Annotated in this window: 13 protein-coding genes and 1 pseudogene; 3 read left to right on the top strand and 11 right to left on the bottom strand. The window is 51.5% G+C overall.

Features of this window, described 5'->3' with window-relative positions:
• Window positions 1-198 precede the first annotated feature (198 nt).
• The 8 genes and pseudogenes from M2277_RS23185 to M2277_RS23150 form a co-directional block, all read right to left on the bottom strand.
• Window positions 199-1,008 (bottom strand): alpha/beta hydrolase, encoded by an 810-nt coding sequence (locus M2277_RS23185; protein WP_280755604.1) that lies wholly within the window; start codon window positions 1,006-1,008, stop codon window positions 199-201.
• Between the two features lie 60 nt (window positions 1,009-1,068).
• A complete protein-coding gene (locus M2277_RS23180) occupies window positions 1,069-1,386 on the bottom strand; it encodes a cupin domain-containing protein (RefSeq protein WP_006208949.1) in 318 nt (105 codons plus the stop codon).
• Window positions 1,387-1,583: 197 nt separating this feature from the next.
• Window positions 1,584-2,711 carry a prenyltransferase/squalene oxidase repeat-containing protein gene (locus M2277_RS23175; RefSeq protein ID WP_280755596.1) on the bottom strand — a complete coding sequence of 376 codons (1,128 nt, stop codon included), beginning with the start codon at window positions 2,709-2,711 and terminating at the stop codon, window positions 1,584-1,586.
• A gap of 14 nt (window positions 2,712-2,725) precedes the next feature.
• Complete coding sequence (locus tag M2277_RS23170) at window positions 2,726-4,153, bottom strand: family 43 glycosylhydrolase (protein WP_006208947.1); 1,428 nt, start codon at window positions 4,151-4,153, stop codon at window positions 2,726-2,728.
• 20 nt (window positions 4,154-4,173) lie between these two features.
• A complete protein-coding gene (locus tag M2277_RS23165; RefSeq protein WP_006208946.1) occupies window positions 4,174-5,052 on the bottom strand; it encodes a carbohydrate ABC transporter permease in 879 nt (292 codons plus the stop codon).
• Window positions 5,053-5,073: 21 nt separating this feature from the next.
• Window positions 5,074-5,967 carry an ABC transporter permease gene (locus tag M2277_RS23160; RefSeq protein ID WP_370511123.1) on the bottom strand — a complete coding sequence of 298 codons (894 nt, stop codon included), beginning with the start codon at window positions 5,965-5,967 and terminating at the stop codon, window positions 5,074-5,076.
• Between the two features lie 153 nt (window positions 5,968-6,120).
• Entirely contained in the window at window positions 6,121-7,659 is a 1,539-nt protein-coding gene (locus tag M2277_RS23155) for an extracellular solute-binding protein (RefSeq protein ID WP_280755595.1), read from the bottom strand.
• Between the two features lie 217 nt (window positions 7,660-7,876).
• Window positions 7,877-9,405, bottom strand: a pseudogene (locus M2277_RS23150) (extracellular solute-binding protein).
• Window positions 9,406-9,607: 202 nt separating this feature from the next.
• On the opposite strand from M2277_RS23150, the gene M2277_RS23145 reads away from it, so the two are divergent.
• On the top strand, window positions 9,608-11,920 hold the full coding sequence (locus tag M2277_RS23145; protein WP_006208942.1) for a helix-turn-helix domain-containing protein: 2,313 nt from the start codon (window positions 9,608-9,610) through the stop codon (window positions 11,918-11,920).
• A 156-nt stretch (window positions 11,921-12,076) separates the two neighbouring features.
• On the top strand, window positions 12,077-13,651 hold the full coding sequence (locus M2277_RS23140; RefSeq protein WP_280755594.1) for an FAD-dependent oxidoreductase: 1,575 nt from the start codon (window positions 12,077-12,079) through the stop codon (window positions 13,649-13,651).
• Between the two features lie 72 nt (window positions 13,652-13,723).
• On the opposite strand, the gene M2277_RS23135 is transcribed toward M2277_RS23140, so the two are convergent.
• Window positions 13,724-14,425, bottom strand: a complete 702-nt coding sequence (locus M2277_RS23135; RefSeq protein WP_348537790.1) for a 4'-phosphopantetheinyl transferase family protein — start codon at window positions 14,423-14,425, stop codon at window positions 13,724-13,726.
• Between the two features lie 188 nt (window positions 14,426-14,613).
• On the opposite strand from M2277_RS23135, the gene M2277_RS23130 reads away from it, so the two are divergent.
• The gene (locus M2277_RS23130) at window positions 14,614-15,378 is read left to right on the top strand and encodes an aminoglycoside adenylyltransferase domain-containing protein (RefSeq protein ID WP_280755593.1); all 765 of its coding nucleotides are present in this window, start codon (window positions 14,614-14,616) and stop codon (window positions 15,376-15,378) included.
• 18 nt (window positions 15,379-15,396) lie between these two features.
• Here the strand turns inward: M2277_RS23130 and M2277_RS23125 are convergent, their stop codons facing one another.
• Window positions 15,397-15,897, bottom strand: a complete 501-nt coding sequence (locus M2277_RS23125) for a hypothetical protein (RefSeq protein WP_280755592.1) — start codon at window positions 15,895-15,897, stop codon at window positions 15,397-15,399.
• Window positions 15,898-16,307: 410 nt separating this feature from the next.
• Window positions 16,308-20,963, bottom strand: a complete 4,656-nt coding sequence (locus M2277_RS23120) for an S-layer homology domain-containing protein (protein ID WP_280755591.1) — start codon at window positions 20,961-20,963, stop codon at window positions 16,308-16,310.
• Between the last annotated feature and the right edge of the window lie 119 nt (window positions 20,964-21,082).

Below are 21,082 nucleotides of genomic sequence, written 5' to 3'. Positions count from 1 at the left end.
CAGGGCCCCATAGTGCCGGGCAGACCACGACCACCCTGATCTGCTTTGCCATCTCTTATGTTCTGTTCCTCCGCCAGGAGATCAGAGGCCGATCCTAATCTTTCGGTCATACGAACAAGCTCATCTGAAGAATTCATCAGATGAGCTTGTTTTGTCATCAAGTGTTCTAAAGGTCATGCCCTTTCGGCCTTATTTTCCTTACACTTGTTGTATCGCGGCTTGCGACAAAAATCCAATCTTCCGAAGCCAGCCCTCGCACAGGCCCGTCCATTGCGCGACACTGACGTCCGCTTCGGCCAGCCCAAGTCCATGGCGCCCCTCCGGGAAGACATGAAGCTCAAACGGGATGCGCTGCTCGCTTAGTGCCCTGGCATACATCAGGCTGTTCTCGACCGGAACCGCCCCATCATCCGCGGTATGCCACAGTAAGGCAGGCGGGGTCTCCGGTTTCACCGCCCGCTCCAGAGACAGCGCCTGCCTCTTGTCCTCCGAAGGCTCCTCACCCAGCAGATTGAACATGGAGCCCTCATGGTAGTGATCTTTAAACGATATAACCGGGTAACACAGAATCGAAGCGTTCGGCCGTGAGCTATGCCGCTCCACAGCATCTGCCGACTCCGGGTTCCCTTCATCGAAATAAGTGCTGGCAGTAGCCGCGAGATGTCCGCCGGCAGAGAACCCCAGGATCCCGATGCGGTCCGGATCGATGTTCCATTCCTCAGCATGATGTCTTACCAGACGGATCGCTCGCTGAGCATCCAGCAGCGGATGGGGGTAGCGGTAAGGGGCCACGCGGTAATGAACCACAAAGGCCGATAAGCCAATCGAATTCAGCCACATGGCAACCGGATCGCCCTCGTGGTCTGCACGTCCTCCATAACCACCGCCCGGCAGCACAAGCACGGCTCCGCGAGGCGAATCATTTTCCAAAAGATAAGGTTTCATGTACGGTGCGAATTTCTCTTCCACCGACTCATATCCGGGAATATCCTCTTCCCAAAGCTTCATTATACCCATTCCTTTCTGCCCCCTTGTCAATAGATTCACTTCCCTCCGTTCGCACCTTCCTCAGGTGCCAAGCAAATCCAGTCTGAGCGGTGTAAACGTATCCAAAAGAGCGGATGGCTCAAGGGCTTTCACCCCGTGCTCTGCTCCGCCGGGAATGACGATGGTGTCTCCCTGACGAACAAGGGTCTTCTCTCCGTTGATCTTAAATTCAATGGCACCCTTCAAACAGTAACTCATCTGCTCATGAGGATGGGCATGCAGTGCCCCTTCCGCCCCTTCTTCAAAATGAACCTCCATCATCATCAGCCCGATTCCCGGTTGAAACACCTTTCTTGTAACCCCAGGCTCCGCTTGCTCCCAAACTCCAATGGCCGCCATGTTCCTCCTCCTCTGCTAATCCATGTCTTAACTCTAAGCAATTTCTGCCTTCCGCAAGGAACAACAAGAAGAACAGCTGATGTCGATGTACCCGCACCATCCCCGCTCTTCATGAAAAGGCGTCACTCCTGCGGCTTCCTTATGAACCTGTCTACTTCTTCGCCGCAGGTCCCGCGAATTCCTATATGAACACCAGATTATTCACCGATCCTTTTCGCATCTGCCCAAAGAGGCAGCAGCTCGGCTTCCGCATAAGGCAGATGTCGTTCCGGCAGTCCTCCAAGCTCGCGCAGGGAGTAACGAATGAGAATGGCCTGCGTTCCGGCATTCATGTCCCCTTCCACCTCACCCATACCTAACGGAACAGCCGCGGGCATGTCGGGATAATACTCTCCCGGCTTTACCTGCGCCACATTCGGAGCTGGCGGGGAGTGATCGATCTCTCTGGAGAATCCTCCATCCTCACGCTTAAGCTGTGCCATGTTGTGCAGGGTAATCTCGGTGATCTCGGCCAATGCCTTCATTGGTAGTTCCATTCTCATCGATGACAGCAGACTGATCGGATTCCGAATATAACACATATCCACTGCCCTCTCATTTCGCAGGGCATGCCGCAATGATCGGTATATCTCTGTCGTCCGCGGCAGCGGAACATGGAATCGGTTATAGAAGGTCAGCAGCTTAAAGGTCCCTGAAATTTGGACGTAGGGGGCGCCTTCTCCCCACAACCCGGTCTCCGGATCCTGCATGCTGGCGAAATAAGACAGCGCTTCTCTTAAAAATGGCTGCCGCTGCTCCGCTGTCATCTGCATCAGATGCGGAGCAGAATTGCACAATCTGTCGCAGCCGCGCCAGCTGTTCACCAGACTGACCGAGCGGAGCCATTCGGCATAAACCTCCGGTGAATCGCAGTATTCCGGCGCCATATTGCGATGGCCCGGCAGCGGGTGCAAGGGGGCAGCTCCCAGCTTGCCAAGAGCCCCCAGACTATAACCGAGTGCACGGCCGACCATCACATCGTCCCTTCTCATCCGGGGATCAGCATCATAGAAAAAACCCGTTACCGGGTCCTGCTTCGCTTGAAAAAAACGGACGATTCGAGCTCTCCTCTCTGCGCTCAGCAAGCTGCCTGCTCCGCAGCACTCGATGATATTCAGCGCTTGGGCCGTCGATTCGATATCGGGCGTAAACGCCTCTCCCTCCCTGGAGCTGCGTGCATAATAGAAACCGCCGCTCACTTCATCATACTGAAGCGCAAGCCACTCGAAGAAACCTTCAAACAGCCCGTCACCACGTTCAATAATGTCTTCTAAATAGGAATGCATTCAAAGCCCCCCTTTCAGCTGCTTAGGACGTTATACGAAAAATTCCGGAAGATTACCTTGCCTTTACCAACGGCATCCAATCCGATGCGAAGGCTCTGAAATCCGCCAAACGTGTTGTGATGAAACCCTGAGACGTCCACCACCTTGTCGTACCGCACCCATTCCAACCCATCGAAGCTGTAATAGAATGAGACGATATGCGCATCGTTTACCAAACGCAAAAATGCCCTGCGCTGATCATTCGGCATCGTGCCATATCCCTTGAAGGACCGGAAATGCCGGACTCCGTACTCGTTGACTCCCATGCCGAGATATGCCGCATCATTATAATAGAGCAGCAGACGACCTTCTGCAGGTCCCTCCACAACGACCTCCACCTCTGCCGAATAACGCTTACTGCCCGCCATATAGAGCAGCGGAGAAGCTGTGGCTTCCTCCGCTGCCGCTTCAGCAACCAGCTCATGATTCCCCGAACGGAACCGGACCGCAGGCTCCACACCCTCGCATTGCCAGTGCAGGCCCAGTTCAGAATCGTCAAAGGTATCAAGAAACGACGCTGCCTCATCTGCTGGAATCGCACCTTCCACACCATCCGGATGATCGATCCCTTGACGGCTTCCCGCAGCACGAAACCACCCGTCCGGGGTCCACTCGACCGGCTCAAGCAGGGTCTGCCTGCCAAGCGAATGAAATCCGTTGGCATAGGCATGGTATACCATCCACCACTGACCGTCCGGAGAATCTATCAATGATACATGTCCTTTGGACCACCATGGCTCACTCCTGGACTCCGTGTGAACTATCGGGTTGTACGGAGAATGCTCCCACGGGCCCGAAGGCGTTCTGGATCTTGACGATACGGCCATATGGCTTGTAGGCGGACCAGCCGTCCCGCCTACAGCCACCGTCAAATAATAATAGTCATCGTGAAGGGTGATCTTCGGTCCTTCCAAACTGTATGCCTCCACTACCCAGTCATCCGGATATCGCCAGCCGTCATACACGTGTCTGATTTCGCCGGCAATCGCTAATCCATCCGCTGTCAGCTCTACACAATCACCTCCGGACATATGCAGATAACGCTTTCCGTCCGGTCCTGCCGTATGCCCTGGATCAATTCCCTTGATACCCAGATTGATCGGTTTGCTCCATGGCCCTGCCGGACTGGGCGCCGTTACAACCCAGTTCGTTCTCCCCGCCGGATAATAGATATAGTACACCCCGTTATGCTCCACAAAATCCGGCGCCCACACGTCCCCCTCATAACGGGGGAGCGCAGCCCCAACCCTGCTCCAGTTCAGCAAATCGCGCGAATGCCAGATAATAAGCCCGGGCGTCAGCTTATAGGATGAATGCGTCATATAATAATCCGCGCCTACCCGGATGACCGAGGGGTCGGCATAATTCCCGGCAATAACAGGCGCATACTGTCTCTTTTCCATTAGCGATCCACAGCTCCTCTCTACCCCTTGATTGAACCCAGCAGCGCACCTTTTGCAAAATGCTTCTGCAGAAACGGATATACACACAGGATCGGCAGTGTCGCAATGACAATGACCGCCATCTTCACCGTCTGCTCCGGCGGACGGACAAATTCGTCCATACCGGACGTGTCCGCTGCCAATCCGCTGGCCAGAATGACAATCTGCCGCAGGATGACCTGGACAGGCCATTTGGCCGCATCATTCAGATACAGAATCGCCGACATATAGGTGTTCCAGTAGGTTACCGCATAGAAAAGCGATATCGTTGCAATGGCCGGCATCGACAGCGGGATGACAATCCGGAACAGAATGCCCCAATCACCTGCGCCGTCGATCTTTGCGGATTCTTCCAATCCCTCAGGCAGGTTCTGGAAGAAGTTTCGCATGATAATGAGATTGAAGGCGTTGATGGCCGTCGGGACAATCAGCGCTGCATAGGTATCGATCAGGCCCATCTCCTTCACAACGAGGAACGTGGGAATCATACCGCCGCTGAAGAGCATCGTGAACAATACCATGAACATTATGAAGTTTCGGCCGTCCAGATCCCTCCGCGACAGTCCGTATGCCATCAGGCAGGTTAACAGCATGCTGAACAAGGTGCCGAAGAAGGTTACCCCCACGGAAACGCCAAGCGAGCGAAAAACGGTATTGGTTGAAAATACATATTTATAGGCATCCAGGGACCATACGGTCGGAAACAGGACAAACTGCTTCTGCGCCAGCTCCGTCACCGTTGTGAAGGATCCGGCGATGACATGAAGGAAAGGCAGAATCGTAACCAGGCCAATGATCGACAGCAGCGTATAGTTCACGATATCGAAGATTCGGCTCGAAATCGTTTTATCTTGTACCATAGTGGTCCACCTTTCTGTTATTTAATAGATGCCTTCTTCTCCGGCTTTTTTCGCCAGCTTGTTGGCCAGCATCACCAAGATCAGACCGATCAGTGATTTGAAGAACCCGACGGCTGTACTGAAGCTGAATTGTCCTTGCTTGAGACCCGCAGTATATACATACGTATCGAATATCTCCGCCACATCCCGGTTCATCGAGTTTAAGAGGAGATAAATATGTTCGAATCCAAGTTCCAGCACATCCCCGATTTTCAGAATCAACAGTACAACGATCACGCTGCGAATGGAGGGGAGCGTAATATGCCACATTTGCCGAAAACGGCTTGCCCCGTCCATTCGGGACGCTTCGTATAAACCGGGATCAATCGCGGCCATGGCGGCCAAATAAATGATGGTCCCCCAGCCCGCTTCCCGCCAGATGACCTGCATGACATACATTGGCCTGAACCAATCGCTGCTCATGAGGAAATTGATTTTGTCGAATCCGGCCATAACCATTAACTCATTAATGATTCCGCGGTCCATCGAGAGCATCACAAACGAAATGGATACAATGATGACCCAAGACATGAAGTGGGGAATGTACACCAGCGTCTGGATAAAACGTTTAAACACCTCGCGCCGCACCTCATTCAGCATCAAGGCTAGAATAATCGGCACAGGAAAATAGAACGCCAGGTTCAAGAAAAACAGCAGCAGTGTGTTGCCAAGGATCGTGAAGAACATCGGCTCGGTAAACAGCCGTTCGAAATGCTTGAGTCCAACCCAGGGGCTGCCCGTAACGCCAAGATAAGCCTGATAATCCTGGAAAGCTATGATCAATCCCGACATCGGGATATATTTAAAGATCAGAAAGTATAAAAATCCCGGAAGAATCATGAGGTAGATCGCCCGGTTTTTTATGATTCTTCTCATTCGGCCAGACTCCGGTATTTTGGGGGTGCTTTTGCGCATCCCGGCCTTCACTGCGGTTTCGCTCATGATCTAAAGACTTCCTTTCTGCCCCGAACCCCCGGGGGACTGCAGAGCATCGCAGTCCCCCGATTCCTCGGGATGCTGGCCTGTTCATTATTTGGAGGATGAGTAGGAAACATTGAATTCATCTATAATTTGTTGACCGCCGCTCTTCAGCCAGTTATCTACGACGGACTGAAATCCGGCCTCATCGATATCGCCAAGCATGTAGCGATACGTACCGTCCTTAATCATCTCCTGCAGCTGTACGCCTTTTTCGTTAAACGTCTTGGAATCGAGCGCGGCCGACGGGTCCTCAATCAGATAATCATTGTTCTCCGTAATCATCTCTTCGGATTTTGCTTTGACAGGGAGCATATGCTTCGGTTCATAAAATCCTTCGATTGTTAAAGGCCCGCCGACCTGGATCGCTTGATAGGGCTTCACTTCACGATCCGTCAGCTTGGTGTCCTCCGAAGGAATGACCTTGCCGTCCTCCAGCTTGTGATGCGTGCCTTCAACCCCCCAATAGATCAGGTTGCCAAGTTCTGGACTCATCAGTCGATCCATAAATGTAAGGACATTATTCAGATCCTCTTCTGTTTTAATGGCGGTTTTCGGGAAGAGAATAACCGAGCCATAGCCGGGCACAGACCAGATGCCATAGCCGTTCGGTCCGCCTTCGATTTTATTCTGGACGTCGAGCTCTGCATCCGGGTTCACTTCCACGACCTTCGGATGCAGGCTGGATACATCCCCCATCGCTCCGATGTAAACACCGGACTTGCCAGTGATGAACAGATTTTGCTGATCGGTTTTGCTGGTGACCGGAAAATCCTGATTAATCAGGCCTTCCTGGTGGAGCTTCTTGAAGAAATTCATCGTCTCCATATACTCAGGAAACATGAATTCGGGTGCCAGCTTGCCGTCCTTCTCGCCCCAGTTGTTAGGTGTACCGAGCCAGGAGCTTATCGTCTTGAAGGCACCATAGACCAAATCGTTTCGGTCCGTCAGCGGGATGGTATCATCTTTGCCGTTGCCGTCAGGATCGTTCTCCTTGAACTGCTTCAGCATGTTGTAGAATTCTTCGATATGGGTTGGAGCGCTGAGCCCAAGCTTGTCGGCCCAATCCTTGCGGTAAATGATGCCTTGGCGCGACAAGGGCACTTCACGGTAAAGCGCATAGATTTTGCCGTCCACCGCCGTGTTCTTTAACACCTCCGGTTTCAGCCGACTGAGGTTCGGGTACTGATCCAGCAGCGGGCCGATTTCCCAGAATTGACCGTTGCGGATCGCATCACGCATATTCACCAGCGAAGCTGCATTCTTTAGATATGTCACTTGCGGCAGCGTTCCTGTGGCAAAGGATGCATTAACCTTTTCGTCATATGTACCGTCCGGTACCCACTGAATCTCCAGCTTGGTGCCCGTTTTCTCTTCCAGCAGCTTCTCAATCATATCGGAGGGAACTTCAGGGGTATGGAGGTTGGCCATGATCGAGATGGCTACCGGTTCGCTCTTGTTCTCCCCTTGCACTGCACTGCCATTGGAAGTGCCGGTTGCCGCAGGCGCGGAGCTGCCGCCGCCACAACCCGCCAACACCGATAAAGCGGTTACAATTGCCAGAATGGAACTGGCTTTTTTCTTCTTCATCTTCTGACCTCCGTATTAAAATTTGAATGGGCCTGGCAAGTAAAAGCTTAGATTATGGCGCTCCGTTACGTATATAATCCCAAGATTGGATGTAGCGATTTCGGGCTCGCCTCATATGTGGAACCACCTAAATCAAATCTAATGATTGTGCTGCCACTGTCATGGCACTCGCGCGCCAAGTCAAAAAAAACCGCCAGGGAACGTGCTCCCCAGCGGTTTACTCATGCAGATACGCCCCAACCGTCCTTCGGTAAGACGCATTATATTCCTCGATAATTTGCCTGCCCCCATCTTCAAGCCAGCGATCAATCTCGGCTTCATATCCCTTCTCATCCATCATGCCGAGCATGAATTGATATGCGGCGTCCCGCATATGCTCATTCAATCTGACTCCGATCTCATTGTACAGCGGAGATTCCAGCGGGCCGGTCGGATCATAGATCAGGAAGCTTTCATTATCATAAATCAGCTGCTCTGCCTTATCCTTGACCTTATTCGCGTTAACCGACTGCAGCATGCCCGGTATGGTGCTGAATCCTCCGACCATCAGGGCCTGGTAAGGCTTTACGTCCTTTTCCTTAAGCTCAAAAGCATCCACCGCCATGGCTTTGCCGTTCTGAACGGTGTAATGGGTTCCTTCGATTCCCCAATAAATCAGATTCGCAAGCTCGGGACTCATTAACGCATCATAGAAGGAGAGGATTTTCTTCAATTCCTCCTCCGTTGCAATGGCGGACTTCGGAAACAAGATCACCGTCCCATATCCCTCCGAGGCCCATATGCCGTACCCTTCCGGTCCGAGCACCCGATTATGCACATCCAGCTCTGCTGCTGGATCATGGGCAAGAAGCCTGGATTCCAAAGACAGCACGTCCCCCATCGCTCCGATATATACGCCGGCTTTTCCCGTAACAAACAGCTCCTGCTGATCCGTTTTACTGGTAATCGGAAAATCCTCGTTCATAAGTCCTTCACTATGGAGCTTGCGGAAGAACTTCATGGTCTCCATATAATTCGGGAACACAAACTCGGGCTGCAATGATCATCGTACCATCCCCAATTATTCGGCGTTCCGTAATAGGAGCTGATGGTCTTGAATGCCCCGTAGATCAGATCATTCCGATCCGCCAAACCCATGGTATCATCAACGCCATTGTTGTCAGGGTCATTGTATGTAAACCCTTTCAGCATTTCGTACAGCTCATCCAGCGTTTCCGGTGCCGAAAGCCCGAGTCGGTCTGCCCAATCCTTACGGTAAATGATGCCTTGACGGGCTAAAGCGCGCTCCTGATACAGGCTGTACAGTTTACCGTCAATGGAGGTATTGTTCAGAACCTCCGGTTTCAGGTTCTTTAGATTCGGATAGTCCGCAAGCAGCGGTCCGATCTCCCAGAAGAGCCCGCTCCGAATCTCATCTCTGAAATAGGACAAGGATGCGGCATTTTTTAAATACAGCGCCTGCGGCAGCGTCCCTGTTGCAAGCGAAGCATATACCTTCTGGTCATAGCTGCCGTCCGGAACCCACTGAATGTCCAGCTGAGTGCCCGTTCGTTCCTCAAGCCATTTCTCAATCCAGTCAGATGGAACCTGTGCGGTGTGCAGGTTGGCCATAATAGAGATGCTGGTTAATCGACCAGAAGACGTACTTCCGTCATCCTCGCCTGAGGATCTGGCCATGCTGAGGCAAGCAGCAGAGACAATAAGGACAGCCAGCGTAAGAAATACATAGTTTGACAGACGGGTCATCACTTCCGTTCTACCTCCGTTCCCACCATGCTTCTTGCAATTCCCATATGAATGGGATGATCATACCATATGTACATCTTTTTACATGGTAAGCCCATGATGATCAAATACAGTGATTATTCATTTCGAAATGATTATTGAATGAAACCAGGGTTGCCCATACAATGATTATACACTTTGTAAAATGGGAAGGTGTAACCTATTGCATCCAAAAAGTAGCTTTTATTCTAAAATGGTCCTGTTCGGCTGTGTCATCAGCATCCTCCCTCTTGCAGCCCTCGGCTTCTTCTCGTTCATGAAATCATCAACCTCTGTGCAAAACCATGTAAACGGCAGCAATATTCAGATTATGAATCAAACGAACAGCAATCTGGAGCAGGTGCTGCGGACGGTGGACTATACACTTAATTACGTGATTAATTCCAACATTCTGCAAAGTGCGCTGTATCGGCCGCTGTCCTACTATGACTTTCAATTGTATAACAAGCTGAGAGAAGAAATGAGCCTGCTGCAGTCTCCTGAAACTAAAGTAACGGATGTCATTCTCGCGAATACAACCACGAACTGGCTGATCAACAATCGGGGCATGTACCCATTTAATGAATACGCTTCCAAAGATACACTTTTGACACTGATGGAGCTTCAGGGGAATTCCAACTGGGTGATGCTGGATACGGAATCCCTGGGCTCCAGCGATACGCTCAGTTATGCCTGCCCCTACACCATTGCGCTTGTTAAGAAAATGCCGCTCTCCGCCTCCATCGCCCGGGGAGTCGCACTTGCCACCATTCCGAGCTGCAGTCTCGCCGCGATGATGGACAGCCCTTCCGATTCCCGTGAGGTGATGGTACTGGACCATGACTACCGGATTATCGTGCATCCCGAGCAAGCGAAGCTTGGTCAGTACCTGACGGATAACGGGTATGCGAAGGAGGCGCTGAACCATTTTGACAGCAAGTCGGGGCAATTCGAAACGAAGATACATAACAAGCCGGTGTCGGTTACCTATGTACGGTCCGATTTTAACGGCTGGCTGTATGCCTCCTTCACCGAAATGTCCGCCATTACCAAGGAGTCCCGCTCCATCGGCTGGTTTACGCTGTATATCTGCCTGCTGATGATCGGCCTTAGCGTTCTGCTTGTATGGGTAGGTACCCGCAAGATGTATACACCCATCCGCCGCATCTTCCAACATATCGTAGAGCGCCTGCCGGAAATTCAAGCGAATAAAAAGAGCGAGCTGCAAGTCATCGATGAACATATCCGTGATATGTTCAATTCGAACACCAAGCTCCGCAGCGAGCTGCGGCAGACCAGCCAGCAGCTGCGCACCTTTTTCCTCCATAAACTGTTCCTCGGCAAAATCAGTCCCCAGGAAGTGATGGAACAAATCGAATTGTTCGGCTTCGAGGAGCAAGTATCCGCTTGGGAGCACCTGGCGGTGTTTACCCTTCAGATCGACATGCTGGATGAAACGCGTTATGAACGCAAGGATTCCGATCTGCTGCTGTTTGCCATCAACAATATTATTGAGGAGATGATCCCCTCCGCCCATCGGCTGCCGTCCGTCATTATTGACCTAACGCAGGTTACACTGATCGGACGGGGCGGGATTTCCCTGGAGGAATTCAATAATGATCTCTATACGTTATCTGAAGAGATCCAGAAAACGACCCGCCATGTCCTGGATCTTGAAGTCAGCATCGGCATCAGTTTGCCATATGAGAGCTTATCCAAAACATCACGCGCGTATCAGGAAGGGCTCGAAGCGCTCAAGCACCGCATCAAGCTCGGCACCGGCGTCATCATTCCCTACTTCAGTCTCAACTCCGGCAAGCATACGCGGGTCTATTTCTATCCGATGCAGCTTGAGAACGAGCTGATTGATGCCATTAAGCTGGCTGACGAGGAACGGGCCATCGAGCTGCTGAAGCAGTGGCTTGATGAAGTGTTTCGCAAGGATCGGACGCCCCATGATTACCAAATCTCGCTCATCCGGCTGTTGAATGATCTGATGATTGTGATGCAAGAGAACGGGATCATGCTGGAGCAGCTTGATATCCGGGACAGCTCCCTGGTGGAGGAGCTCCTTCGGCTCTATACCAACCCCGATATCGAGAGCTGGTTCAAATCCCGTATTATCCGGCCGATGGTGAGTGTATTCCGGGATCGCCAAGACTCCCAATATCAGAATCTGTCGGAGCAGATGATTGAGATGATCCGCAATGAATTTGACCGCAATATTACGCTTGAGGAATGCGCGTCACGCCTGCACTACAACAATTTCTATCTAAGCAGTGTATTTAAAAAAGAAACCAACATGTCCTTCAGTGAATACCTGTCCCAATACCGCTTCAAAATGTCCAAGAAGTGGCTTGTCGAAACGGATATGCCGATTAAGGATATCGCCGAGAAGCTGAGTTACAACAATTCGCAGAATTTTATCCGCTCCTTCCGCAAGCTGGAGGGAATGACGCCCGGACAATATCGCAGCAAGTACAGAGCCGTGCCTTAAACCGCAGCAATACCGCATCAAATTACCAAAAAAGGTCACCTGTGTCCCGTACTTTTCCTTTGGTAGAGAACCTACAATTAGAATAGTCACTTTTTTTGTTCTGATCATGTGGATCACTGAATCACTCTAAACCATCCCCAAAGGAGAATCTGTGTAATGACACAACAAATGCAGGCCGATATCGTCATTCTCGGCGGCGGGACAGGTGGAACTGCTGCCGCGCTCGCCGCTGCGAAATCAGGAAAAACCATCATCATGACGGAGGAGACTGCCTGGATCGGAGGACAGCTGACAAGCCAGGCGGTTCCGCCCGACGAGCATCCATGGATTGAATCGTTTGGCTGCACGCGCAGCTACAGGCAGTTCCGCGAAGGCGTCCGCCAGTACTATCGCGATCATTTCCCCATGACTCCCAAAGCAAGATCCAATGTACAGCTAAACCCCGGCAGCGGCATTGTCAGCCGGTTGTGCCATGAGCCCCGGACCGCATTAGCTGTGCTGCAACAAATGCTGGCCCCCTATATTCACAGCGGGCGGCTCACGATCCTGTATCGATATGCGGCGGTGTCTGCCGACGTTAGCGGGGATCACGTGAACAGCGTAACCATTCAACATCTTGAGACCCAGGATCAAATCCTGCTCCAGGCCCCGTACTTCGTGGATGCCACCGAGCTCGGGGACCTGCTTCCGCTGGCGGGTATCGAATATGTTACCGGAGCGGAGTCCAAATCCCAGACAGGCGAACCGCATGCCGTCGATGGGGAGCCGCTGCCGCAGGACATGCAGGGCTTCACGTATTGTTTTGCCGTGGATTATCTGGAGGGCGAGGACCATACGATTGAGAAGCCAGAGCTGTATGATTTTTGGCGCGATTACAAGCCCGATTTCTGGCCGGATAAGCTGTTAAGCCTGACCGCCGTCAAGCCGTCCACGAATGAGCCGATTGAGTATGAGATTTTTCCGGGCCACGGCAAATTCCCTCTCTTTCAATACCGGCAAATTCTGGACCCGAAGCATTTTGCCGAAGGCACGTTTGAAGGCCCGGTTTCTCTGGTAAACTGGCCGCAAAACGACTATTGGCTGGGCTCCATTATCGATGTACCGAAGGAAGACGCGGACCATCGTATGTATCAGGCCAAGCAGCTGAGCCTGTCCCTGCTGTATTGGCTGCAAACCGAGGTGCCGCGGCCGGATGGCGGGCAGGGCTACCCCGGGCTGCGCCTGCGGCCGGATGTTGTGGGTACGGAAGACGGAATGGCCATGTATCCTTATATCCGTGAATCCAGAAGAATTCAAGCCGAGTTTACGGTACTGGAACAACATGTGGCAACTGAATCGCGGCCGGACGGTGTTGCCGAGACGTTCCAGGATTCGGTCGGCATCGGCTGTTATCGGATCGACTTACACCCGAGCACCGGAGAGCGCCCTTACATCGATATCTCTTCCCTGCCATTCCAGATTCCGCTGGGCAGCTTAATCCCGAAACGGATGAAGAATGTGCTGGCTGCAAGCAAGAACATCGGTGTAACCCATATCACCAATGGCTGTTACCGATTGCATCCCGTTGAATGGAACATCGGCGAAGCCGCCGGTTATTGCATCAGCTACTGTCTGGATCAAGACATCCTGCCGACAGACGTGCGAAACGATGCAGAAAGACTGGCCACGTTCCAGCAAAGGCTGGTCAGTGCAGGGATTGAGCTTGCGTGGCCGGCACTGCGCCCGGTCTGATCCCACTCATAACAGAAACGCCAAAAAACCAGCTCAGGGGCCATCCCCCGGGCTGGTTTTTTTCCTGACTATTCACAACTCCTCAGCCGTTACGAACCGGATGCGTTCGGGGAAATGCCGGCAGGTACTGCATACCGACAGCTTGTAGCCTTCTTCCAGTGCATACTGTTTAAAAGAATACGTCTCTCCACTCTCCCCAACAACAGGTGCCCACTTGCCCTCCTTCAATTCCAATGCAAAAGAATCCAGCGGCAGGTGCAGCCCCTTGCCCACTGCCTTAATATAACTTTCCTTTAACGTCCACAGATCAAAGAAGTGAGAAAGCCGCGCCGACGGTTCACGGTTTAACAGTGCGTGAAACTCGGTTTTATGGAAAAAGCGCTTGGCGATATCCATATCGATGGCCTTCATCTTCTCCACGTCGATCCCGACGGGCTCATGGCTGACGGCGCACACAATCCAATGCCCTGAATGCGAGATATTAAAATGCAGGTTCTCATAATCCTTCAGGAACGGCTTGCCATATGTATTTCTTATGATTTCTATGTGATTTCGACCTTGCCCCAGCTTCTCCCGAAGAACCCGGTGGACCATGGCATCTCCAAGCACTGAGCGGTGGTAATCGCCCACCCTTCTGAATTTGGATACGTAGTCCTGCCTTTGGGGTGACAACGTCAGGAATAAGGCTCGGAACGTCTCATCACGGATATGGTCCGAATTCTTGATTGCATATACCTCGACAGCGCCGGGTTGTTCCTGATTCAATGTAGCCATAACTCCGTCCTTTCACCAAATAAATAGTCCACTGTTCACTTCGATGCACAGGTACAATTCCCCTGCTTGCCAGGTGCAGTCTGCCCCAATTACTGGTGTAACGGCTGCAGCCAACGCTGCCAATTGACAAGGAAATAATCCCCAAACATAATGGATGAATATCACATAAGTTAAAGGTGGGCATCAAGTTGGACACACCCTTGGTTTTGAATCGTGTTGCAGGATTATTTAAAGAGGAGCTTGGTGGCAATCTGGTCGGCATATATTTGCATGGGTCATTGGCAATGGGATGTTTCAACCCGGACACCAGCGATGTGGATCTGCTGCTCGTGGTACGGGACAAGCTGACCCGGGAGCAGATGAGACGGCTTGCCAAGAACATCATAAATTTACACGATACCATGCCCAATCAGCAGGGATTGGAGCTTAGCCTTGTTCTGGAATCCAGCCTGCAGAATTTCGTGTATCCGCCCCCGTTCGAATTCCACTATTCCGCCTTTCATCGCGAGAGGTACCTGACCGACAACGAATATGTTTGTGGTGGATTCGAGGACGCTGACTTGGCCGCTCATTACACCGTGATCTATCATCGCGGCATTGCTTTGTACGGGAAACCGGTTCGAGAAGTCTTTGATCTTATCGACCGGCAGTATTACATCCAGGCGATTGTACAGGATGTGGAAGGCGCGGTGCAGGACATCACCGACTCACCCATGTACTATACGCTGAACCTGTGCCGAGTGCTGTACTATCTGAAGGAGGGCGTGGTGTCCTCCAAAAAAGAAGGCGGTGAATGGGGCCTGCACACACTCGCCTCCAAGTATCGTCCCTTGATTCAGCGCGCTTTAGCTCAATATAGCGGCGGTGCCCGTAATGCTGCGGATTCCGCACCGGATGAACTCATGTCGTTTGCGAGCGATATGCTCGCTCAAATTTATGAGTCGCTGGAATAGACAAGGGATACGCAAACCTTATAGAATGATATCGTTTATGGTTTCAATGAATCGTTTTTGATCTTGAGGATTATAGGCATCAGGCAAAAGACGGAGCAATTCATCTGTTCGGTTTTTCAAGTCTTCAAACGTGCTAATATCATAATCTTCTAAATTAAATGCAGACATCCGTTCAAACATCGCCTCGTCGATATAAGATAAAAATAGTTCTATGCTATGCGAGTTCATCTTGGTTGAAGCCATAGAATTCTCAAATCGTATAAACGAATGAATGGATAAGTTAAGCCTTTCATCTGCGTTAATCAACAGATTCATATTTTCAACTTTTCCATTTGTTTCTACGACCTCACCCATCGTTTGACTGAAATACTCAAGCCCGTGGATAAATATTCTGTACGAGTTGGGATCTCCGATTCCATACTTGTTTTTATGATGTGTATATGGATATAGAAATACAGCAGACAATAAAACATTCAAGATGATAGAAACGATTAGAGTGATTTTTAGAGGTTTTTTCAATTTTTTCATTCCATTCAAAGAGGATTCATGTATTGTATAATTAACAGGAGCAGCAATGATTCATCCATTGCCAGGATACGGTTAAAATCCTATCATTATTAAAATAAAGATAGTAAACGAAATATTTACTATTATTTGAAATAATCGGTTTTATATGAAAAAAATGACCGATCAAGAGGTGAATATGATGAACGGTAAGACATTTGTTATTATCATGGTTGTTGTTTTGCTGGTAATTGGCGCATTCGCTTTAATCGCAGCGGAGCTCCTGAATTCATTAGGTAGCCCGGATAGCAATTGACACCTGTTTTCGGCTGCTTCGGACTAAAGCTGCATCAAGATCTGTGCTATTCCAGAGGCCTAATACATAAAAAATCCCCGTTCGTTGATAACGAACGGGGATTTTGACTTTATCGATTCATGAATTCTGCCATCTTCAGCATTCTGGTTAATACTACCGCTCCTTCAGCCCGGGTGGAATGAGCTCCCGGCACGAACCTGTCGGCCGAACGTCCCTCCATCAGGCCTGATCTTACGATGGCCGATACGGCCTCTTCCGACCAGGCTGCAATGCTGTCGCGATCCTTGAATCCTTCCAATATAGATGCGGGGTCTCCTGCCTCCAATTCCGTTCCGGCAAGCTTCAGCGCCCGGAGCAGCAAGACACTCATCTGCTCACGTGTAATCTCTTCGTGCGGACGGAACGTACCATTGCTGAAGCCCTCGATCAGCCCATTCTCCACAGCAGTGGCCACAGCGGCTGCATACCAATCGTTTGCCTTCACGTCCTGGAAGCCCGCATCGGCTCCCTGCTCCTTCAGTCCAAGAGCACGAACGAGCATCGCGGTAAACTGCGCCCTCGTGATCGGCTCATTCGGACCAAAACGCGTATCACTTAAACCCTCGATCACTTTTTTCGAAGCCAGCAGCGATACGTCCTCGCGTGCCCAATGACTTGTTAAATCCGCAAACGTCTTCGCATAGGAGACAACGGAATACACTCCACTCTCCGTCCATTTAAACTCCGCATGGGATTTTCCGTTGGCCGTTCGAATGAGTGCCGGCACGAACACTGCCTTGCCGGATGCCGGATCCCATCGTAACACCGTCGTTTGGGATGGGCTGACGACACGGGACAGCACCTTGGTAAACTTCGCGTAAGCTCCCTTCAGTGCTGGCAGCGTCGATAATTTGTCACCCTGTTTCCAAGCCAAGGTTAAGGCAAGCGACGCATCCAGCATGGAGGCTCCATCCTCCATGGCTGCCTTCATCCGGTCCTCTTCTTCTTTCGAAGCAAAACCGATGCGAATTTGCAGGCTATCGGCCGCCCCCCGACGCTGCAGCGCTTCCGTCAGCGACTGCAGCGGAATTTCCAAGCGGCCAAGGGAGGATTCCAACAGGATGGATCCCCCTGGCAGCTCCTTCACCGCAGCGCTCAGTCCCTGAACCGGCAAGTGAAGAACGACGGAATCCGACGTGTCCGTCACCGTATACGTAAGCAGGCGCGAGGCCGCAGGCAGCTTGCTGAGACGTTCCACATCCGCGAGCATGGCGCTCTCGTTTGCATCCGCTACGATGACCGTACGACCACCCTCAGCCGTTTCTTTTTTGATACTCAGGCGCTCTGGCACAGGTGGTTTAGGAGGTGTCGTTCCACCAGATGAACCGGAGCCGCTACCAGGAGAACCTGGATGGCCTGGCTCCGATCCGCCATCACCCGTTGAGGTCCGGATCACCTCAAATGTTTTACTGTTTGTTTTGTATTCGTCAACGAATACATCCACCGTGATGGAGTTCACACCGGTCGCCAGCGGAATATTAGCAGTAAATTCTCCGCTCGCTGACATGACGGCCTCCGCACCGTTCACCTTCACGGTTGCTTTGCCTGGTCCCAGAACTTCAACCATGCCTTTCAGTGCAAGCTGACTGTCGCGCGTTTCTTTGCCTTCATCATCCATCAGTCCGCTTAGTACCGCCGAACGAACCTGGTCGCCCGCATTATAGGCATTGGCAACAAGCTGCCGCAGCGTTCTTGTGCCTGAAGGATCCAGCGTCGAAATCACGAAGCCGCCTTGCGGAATGACGCTGTTGTTCTCCTCCGGCGATCCCCAGCTCCATTTAATGGCTTGGTTCCGATTGACCACGCGTGTGACGTGACCCGTGGCGTCCACAACCACTTCAACCCCGAAGCGGTTCGTACCGGTTGAGTAACCGAAGGCCTCCGTCATCACATTGACGTTGCCCTCAATCCGGTTAATATTATAGAAATTGCCTTCGAGGAACGAATCCGGACTTCCAGGCAAACTCATGCCAAGCTGGTAATCCTTCACCCACTCCTTATCCTGCAGAGCAGCTGCCGCAATCGGCCAGTTGACCTGGGATGCATCAAACAGCATAAGTCCGTTCGTGGATTTCAAGCCCGCCTGGAACACTTCGCGCTGAACGGCCGGTGCCTGCACATTGTTCATCGCAATGCCCGCATACAGCGGAATTTCCCCGTTCGTAACGATGTTGCCAAGCGTGATGTATTTCTGAATTTCCTGACTGGTGGTTTGATACGCCCCGATCATCAGGAAATCCAAATGCTCGATATACCCGGTCTGATAATATTCCGGCGTATACACCGATTCGTCCGGCATGCCGAGCGCGGGATTAAACCGGAAGTTCTTGCTGCCCCAGTTAACGCCGTTCAAATAATACGTTTCGTACCAGGATCCTACATAGGAGGAGACTTCGATCTTTCTTCCCTTTGACGCTTCGTAGGAATCCACCAGCGTCTTCACTTCGCCGAAGAAGCTCTGAATCGTCCCTGAGCGGAATTCCCACCAATCCTGAATCAGTGGGCCGTATACTCTTGCATTGTTTTCATAGTAGAAGATATCGTTTGGCCAATTGACAAGCTGCTTGCCCCGGGCCTGCAAAAACTGCTCGAACTTCACGCGGGTTTCGTCACTGAAATCGGCCCCTTCGTTGTCATACCGGCTCCGGTCATGGATAACGCCGTCCACATCATAGTTCTTCATGATTTCTTCAAAGGTTCTAAGCTGATAATTTCGAACCTCGTCATTGGACGGGTTGACAAAGGCTACCAAGCCCTGCTTTTTGCTTTCGCGAAGACGCTTGATCTCCCCGTTGTTTTCAGGAAAATACACTCGCTCCTCCCAGTCGAGGTGATCGTTCAGAACCGCATACTCGTTATGAGCGATCGATCCCTCGGCAAACACGTTGATTGCCGCATGAATCTCCAAACCAAGCGCATGGCCGTGGTCAATGAACTCCTGCAGCAGGTCCAGATCCGGGCTTGCTCCCGCTTTTTCGGGTGCCTTGATCTCACTGACGTAAGGTCTGCCTGTCAGGTCATTCTTTTTATACGATACATACCCTTCAACGCCTTTTACATCAAACGCAATCGAAGTAACACCCGTCTCCTTGGCTTTTGTCAGAAAAGCCAGAACATCCTCGCTGGTTTTGAACTTTCTCGCATTGGAAGCCTGGTCCACCCAGAGAATAACTTCTTTTTCCGGGGAAAACCCAGGTCTTGCAAACACCGCAAGATGACGAACATCCTGCTCGATGTCATTCTTCAGCACTTTGACTTCGATATAGTTGGTCCCATTCGCAAGCGTATAAGTGTAGGAGAATGAACCATCTGCTTGAAAAGAAATCTCGTTATCGTTCATCAGCAGTTTAATCGCCGTGATATCGTCCATGTTGTCAATGCGGCCAGAAATCACGGTGCTGCCTTCCGTTACCGTATACATCGCCTGGTTATCCAGCGTAAGCCGGGCAATAAGCCCGTTGCCGCTCATGATGTCGCGTACCTGTACCACTTCTCCGTTCTTGCGCAGCTTAATCATGTCCCCAACCTTAAAGTTCTCGGCCAAATACCGCTTGATGTTATTGCCTGCATAGCTGTTGTCCTGTGCCATCAGCACATAACCGCCTTCAGGTATTTCAAGATCGGTCGGTCCAGTCCATACCGGAGGTTTGCCGTCGATGGATGGATTAATGACCCTTAGTACACGATTGTTGGCATCCACCTGCACGGCAACATTGGTCTGAGGAATCGTGATGGAGGTGCCATAATCCCTTGTAAATACCGCCACGATGTTAGGCACGCCCGTGACATCCTTGTCAACGTAATCCAGCTGCTTGCGCGGACCTTCAATGTCGATGGTAATGTCCTTTGGCGCCGCCTCAACTTCAATATAATCCTGGTTCTCAATCGGTTCATACATCATGTTCAGCGTTTGAGCAGCCAGTTCGCCCTCTCCCTTGAACAGCTTAACTTCAGCTGCGTTCGGACCCGGCTCCAAATAAACATTCGTGCGAAACACCCCATCCGCTGTAAGCGTGCTCTCATCGCCATTGACGGTGACGCTTAAATCCAGGTCCTCGGCATAGTTCGCCACAAAACCCGCAATCTCAACGACCGGAATATCCACGGTTGTATCGTTTGGTGTAATCAGATGCAGCTCCGGCGGCAGCGGATCCGGACCTGGGCCCGGGCCCGGCTGCTCCGGCAGGAAATCGGCCGCAGTCACCTCTACTCCAGCTTGCATCAGCTTCACCGAGTCTCCCGTTTTGTTATGATTAAAGAGAGGTTTCTGAAAAAGGGATTGATCCCACGCATTGGTGCCGCCAGCTACAACAACGTAACCCCCGACAGGAATCGGCAGCAATGTGCCGGGATCCCAGGCAGTCGGCGGATCGCTGTCCGGTCCAACGATATCCTGTACGATGCCGCTTGCATCCACAGCAACCGCAACCTGCAGCGTCGGAACCCACACCTCGCCGGTATATACGGAGCCCGTAACGGTTGCACCGCTGGTGTACAGTGCCAAATAATCATTTTCCCCTTCCAGCGGGTCACCTGCCACGTTAATATCCGTAAACTCCAGACTCTGTCCGCCTTGGGAGACCAGCGTAATCGGGTCGGGACTCGCGCTTTGAGCCGGGGAAGCTTCGTTATCCGCGAACGCGGAAGAACCAACCGGCACGATGAGGGATATGATCAGCGAAAGACTGAGTAGTAGAGCAATCCGCCTGCGAAATAAACGATACATTAATGATTACCACCCTTCTTTTATTAAGAATGAACCGTGCTCTTTAAATTCAACCAACACCTCTTTATTCTTAATTTTGAAAAAGCAGCTGCAAATGCAGACTGCTTCTTCAAATGAAA

The organism is Paenibacillus sp. LBL (genome assembly GCF_029893715.1).
Lineage (GTDB): Bacteria > Bacillota > Bacilli > Paenibacillales > Paenibacillaceae > Paenibacillus_AQ > Paenibacillus_AQ glucanolyticus.
Note: the sequence above shows the minus strand (reverse complement) of the source record. Positions and strands in the feature narration are given on the sequence as shown.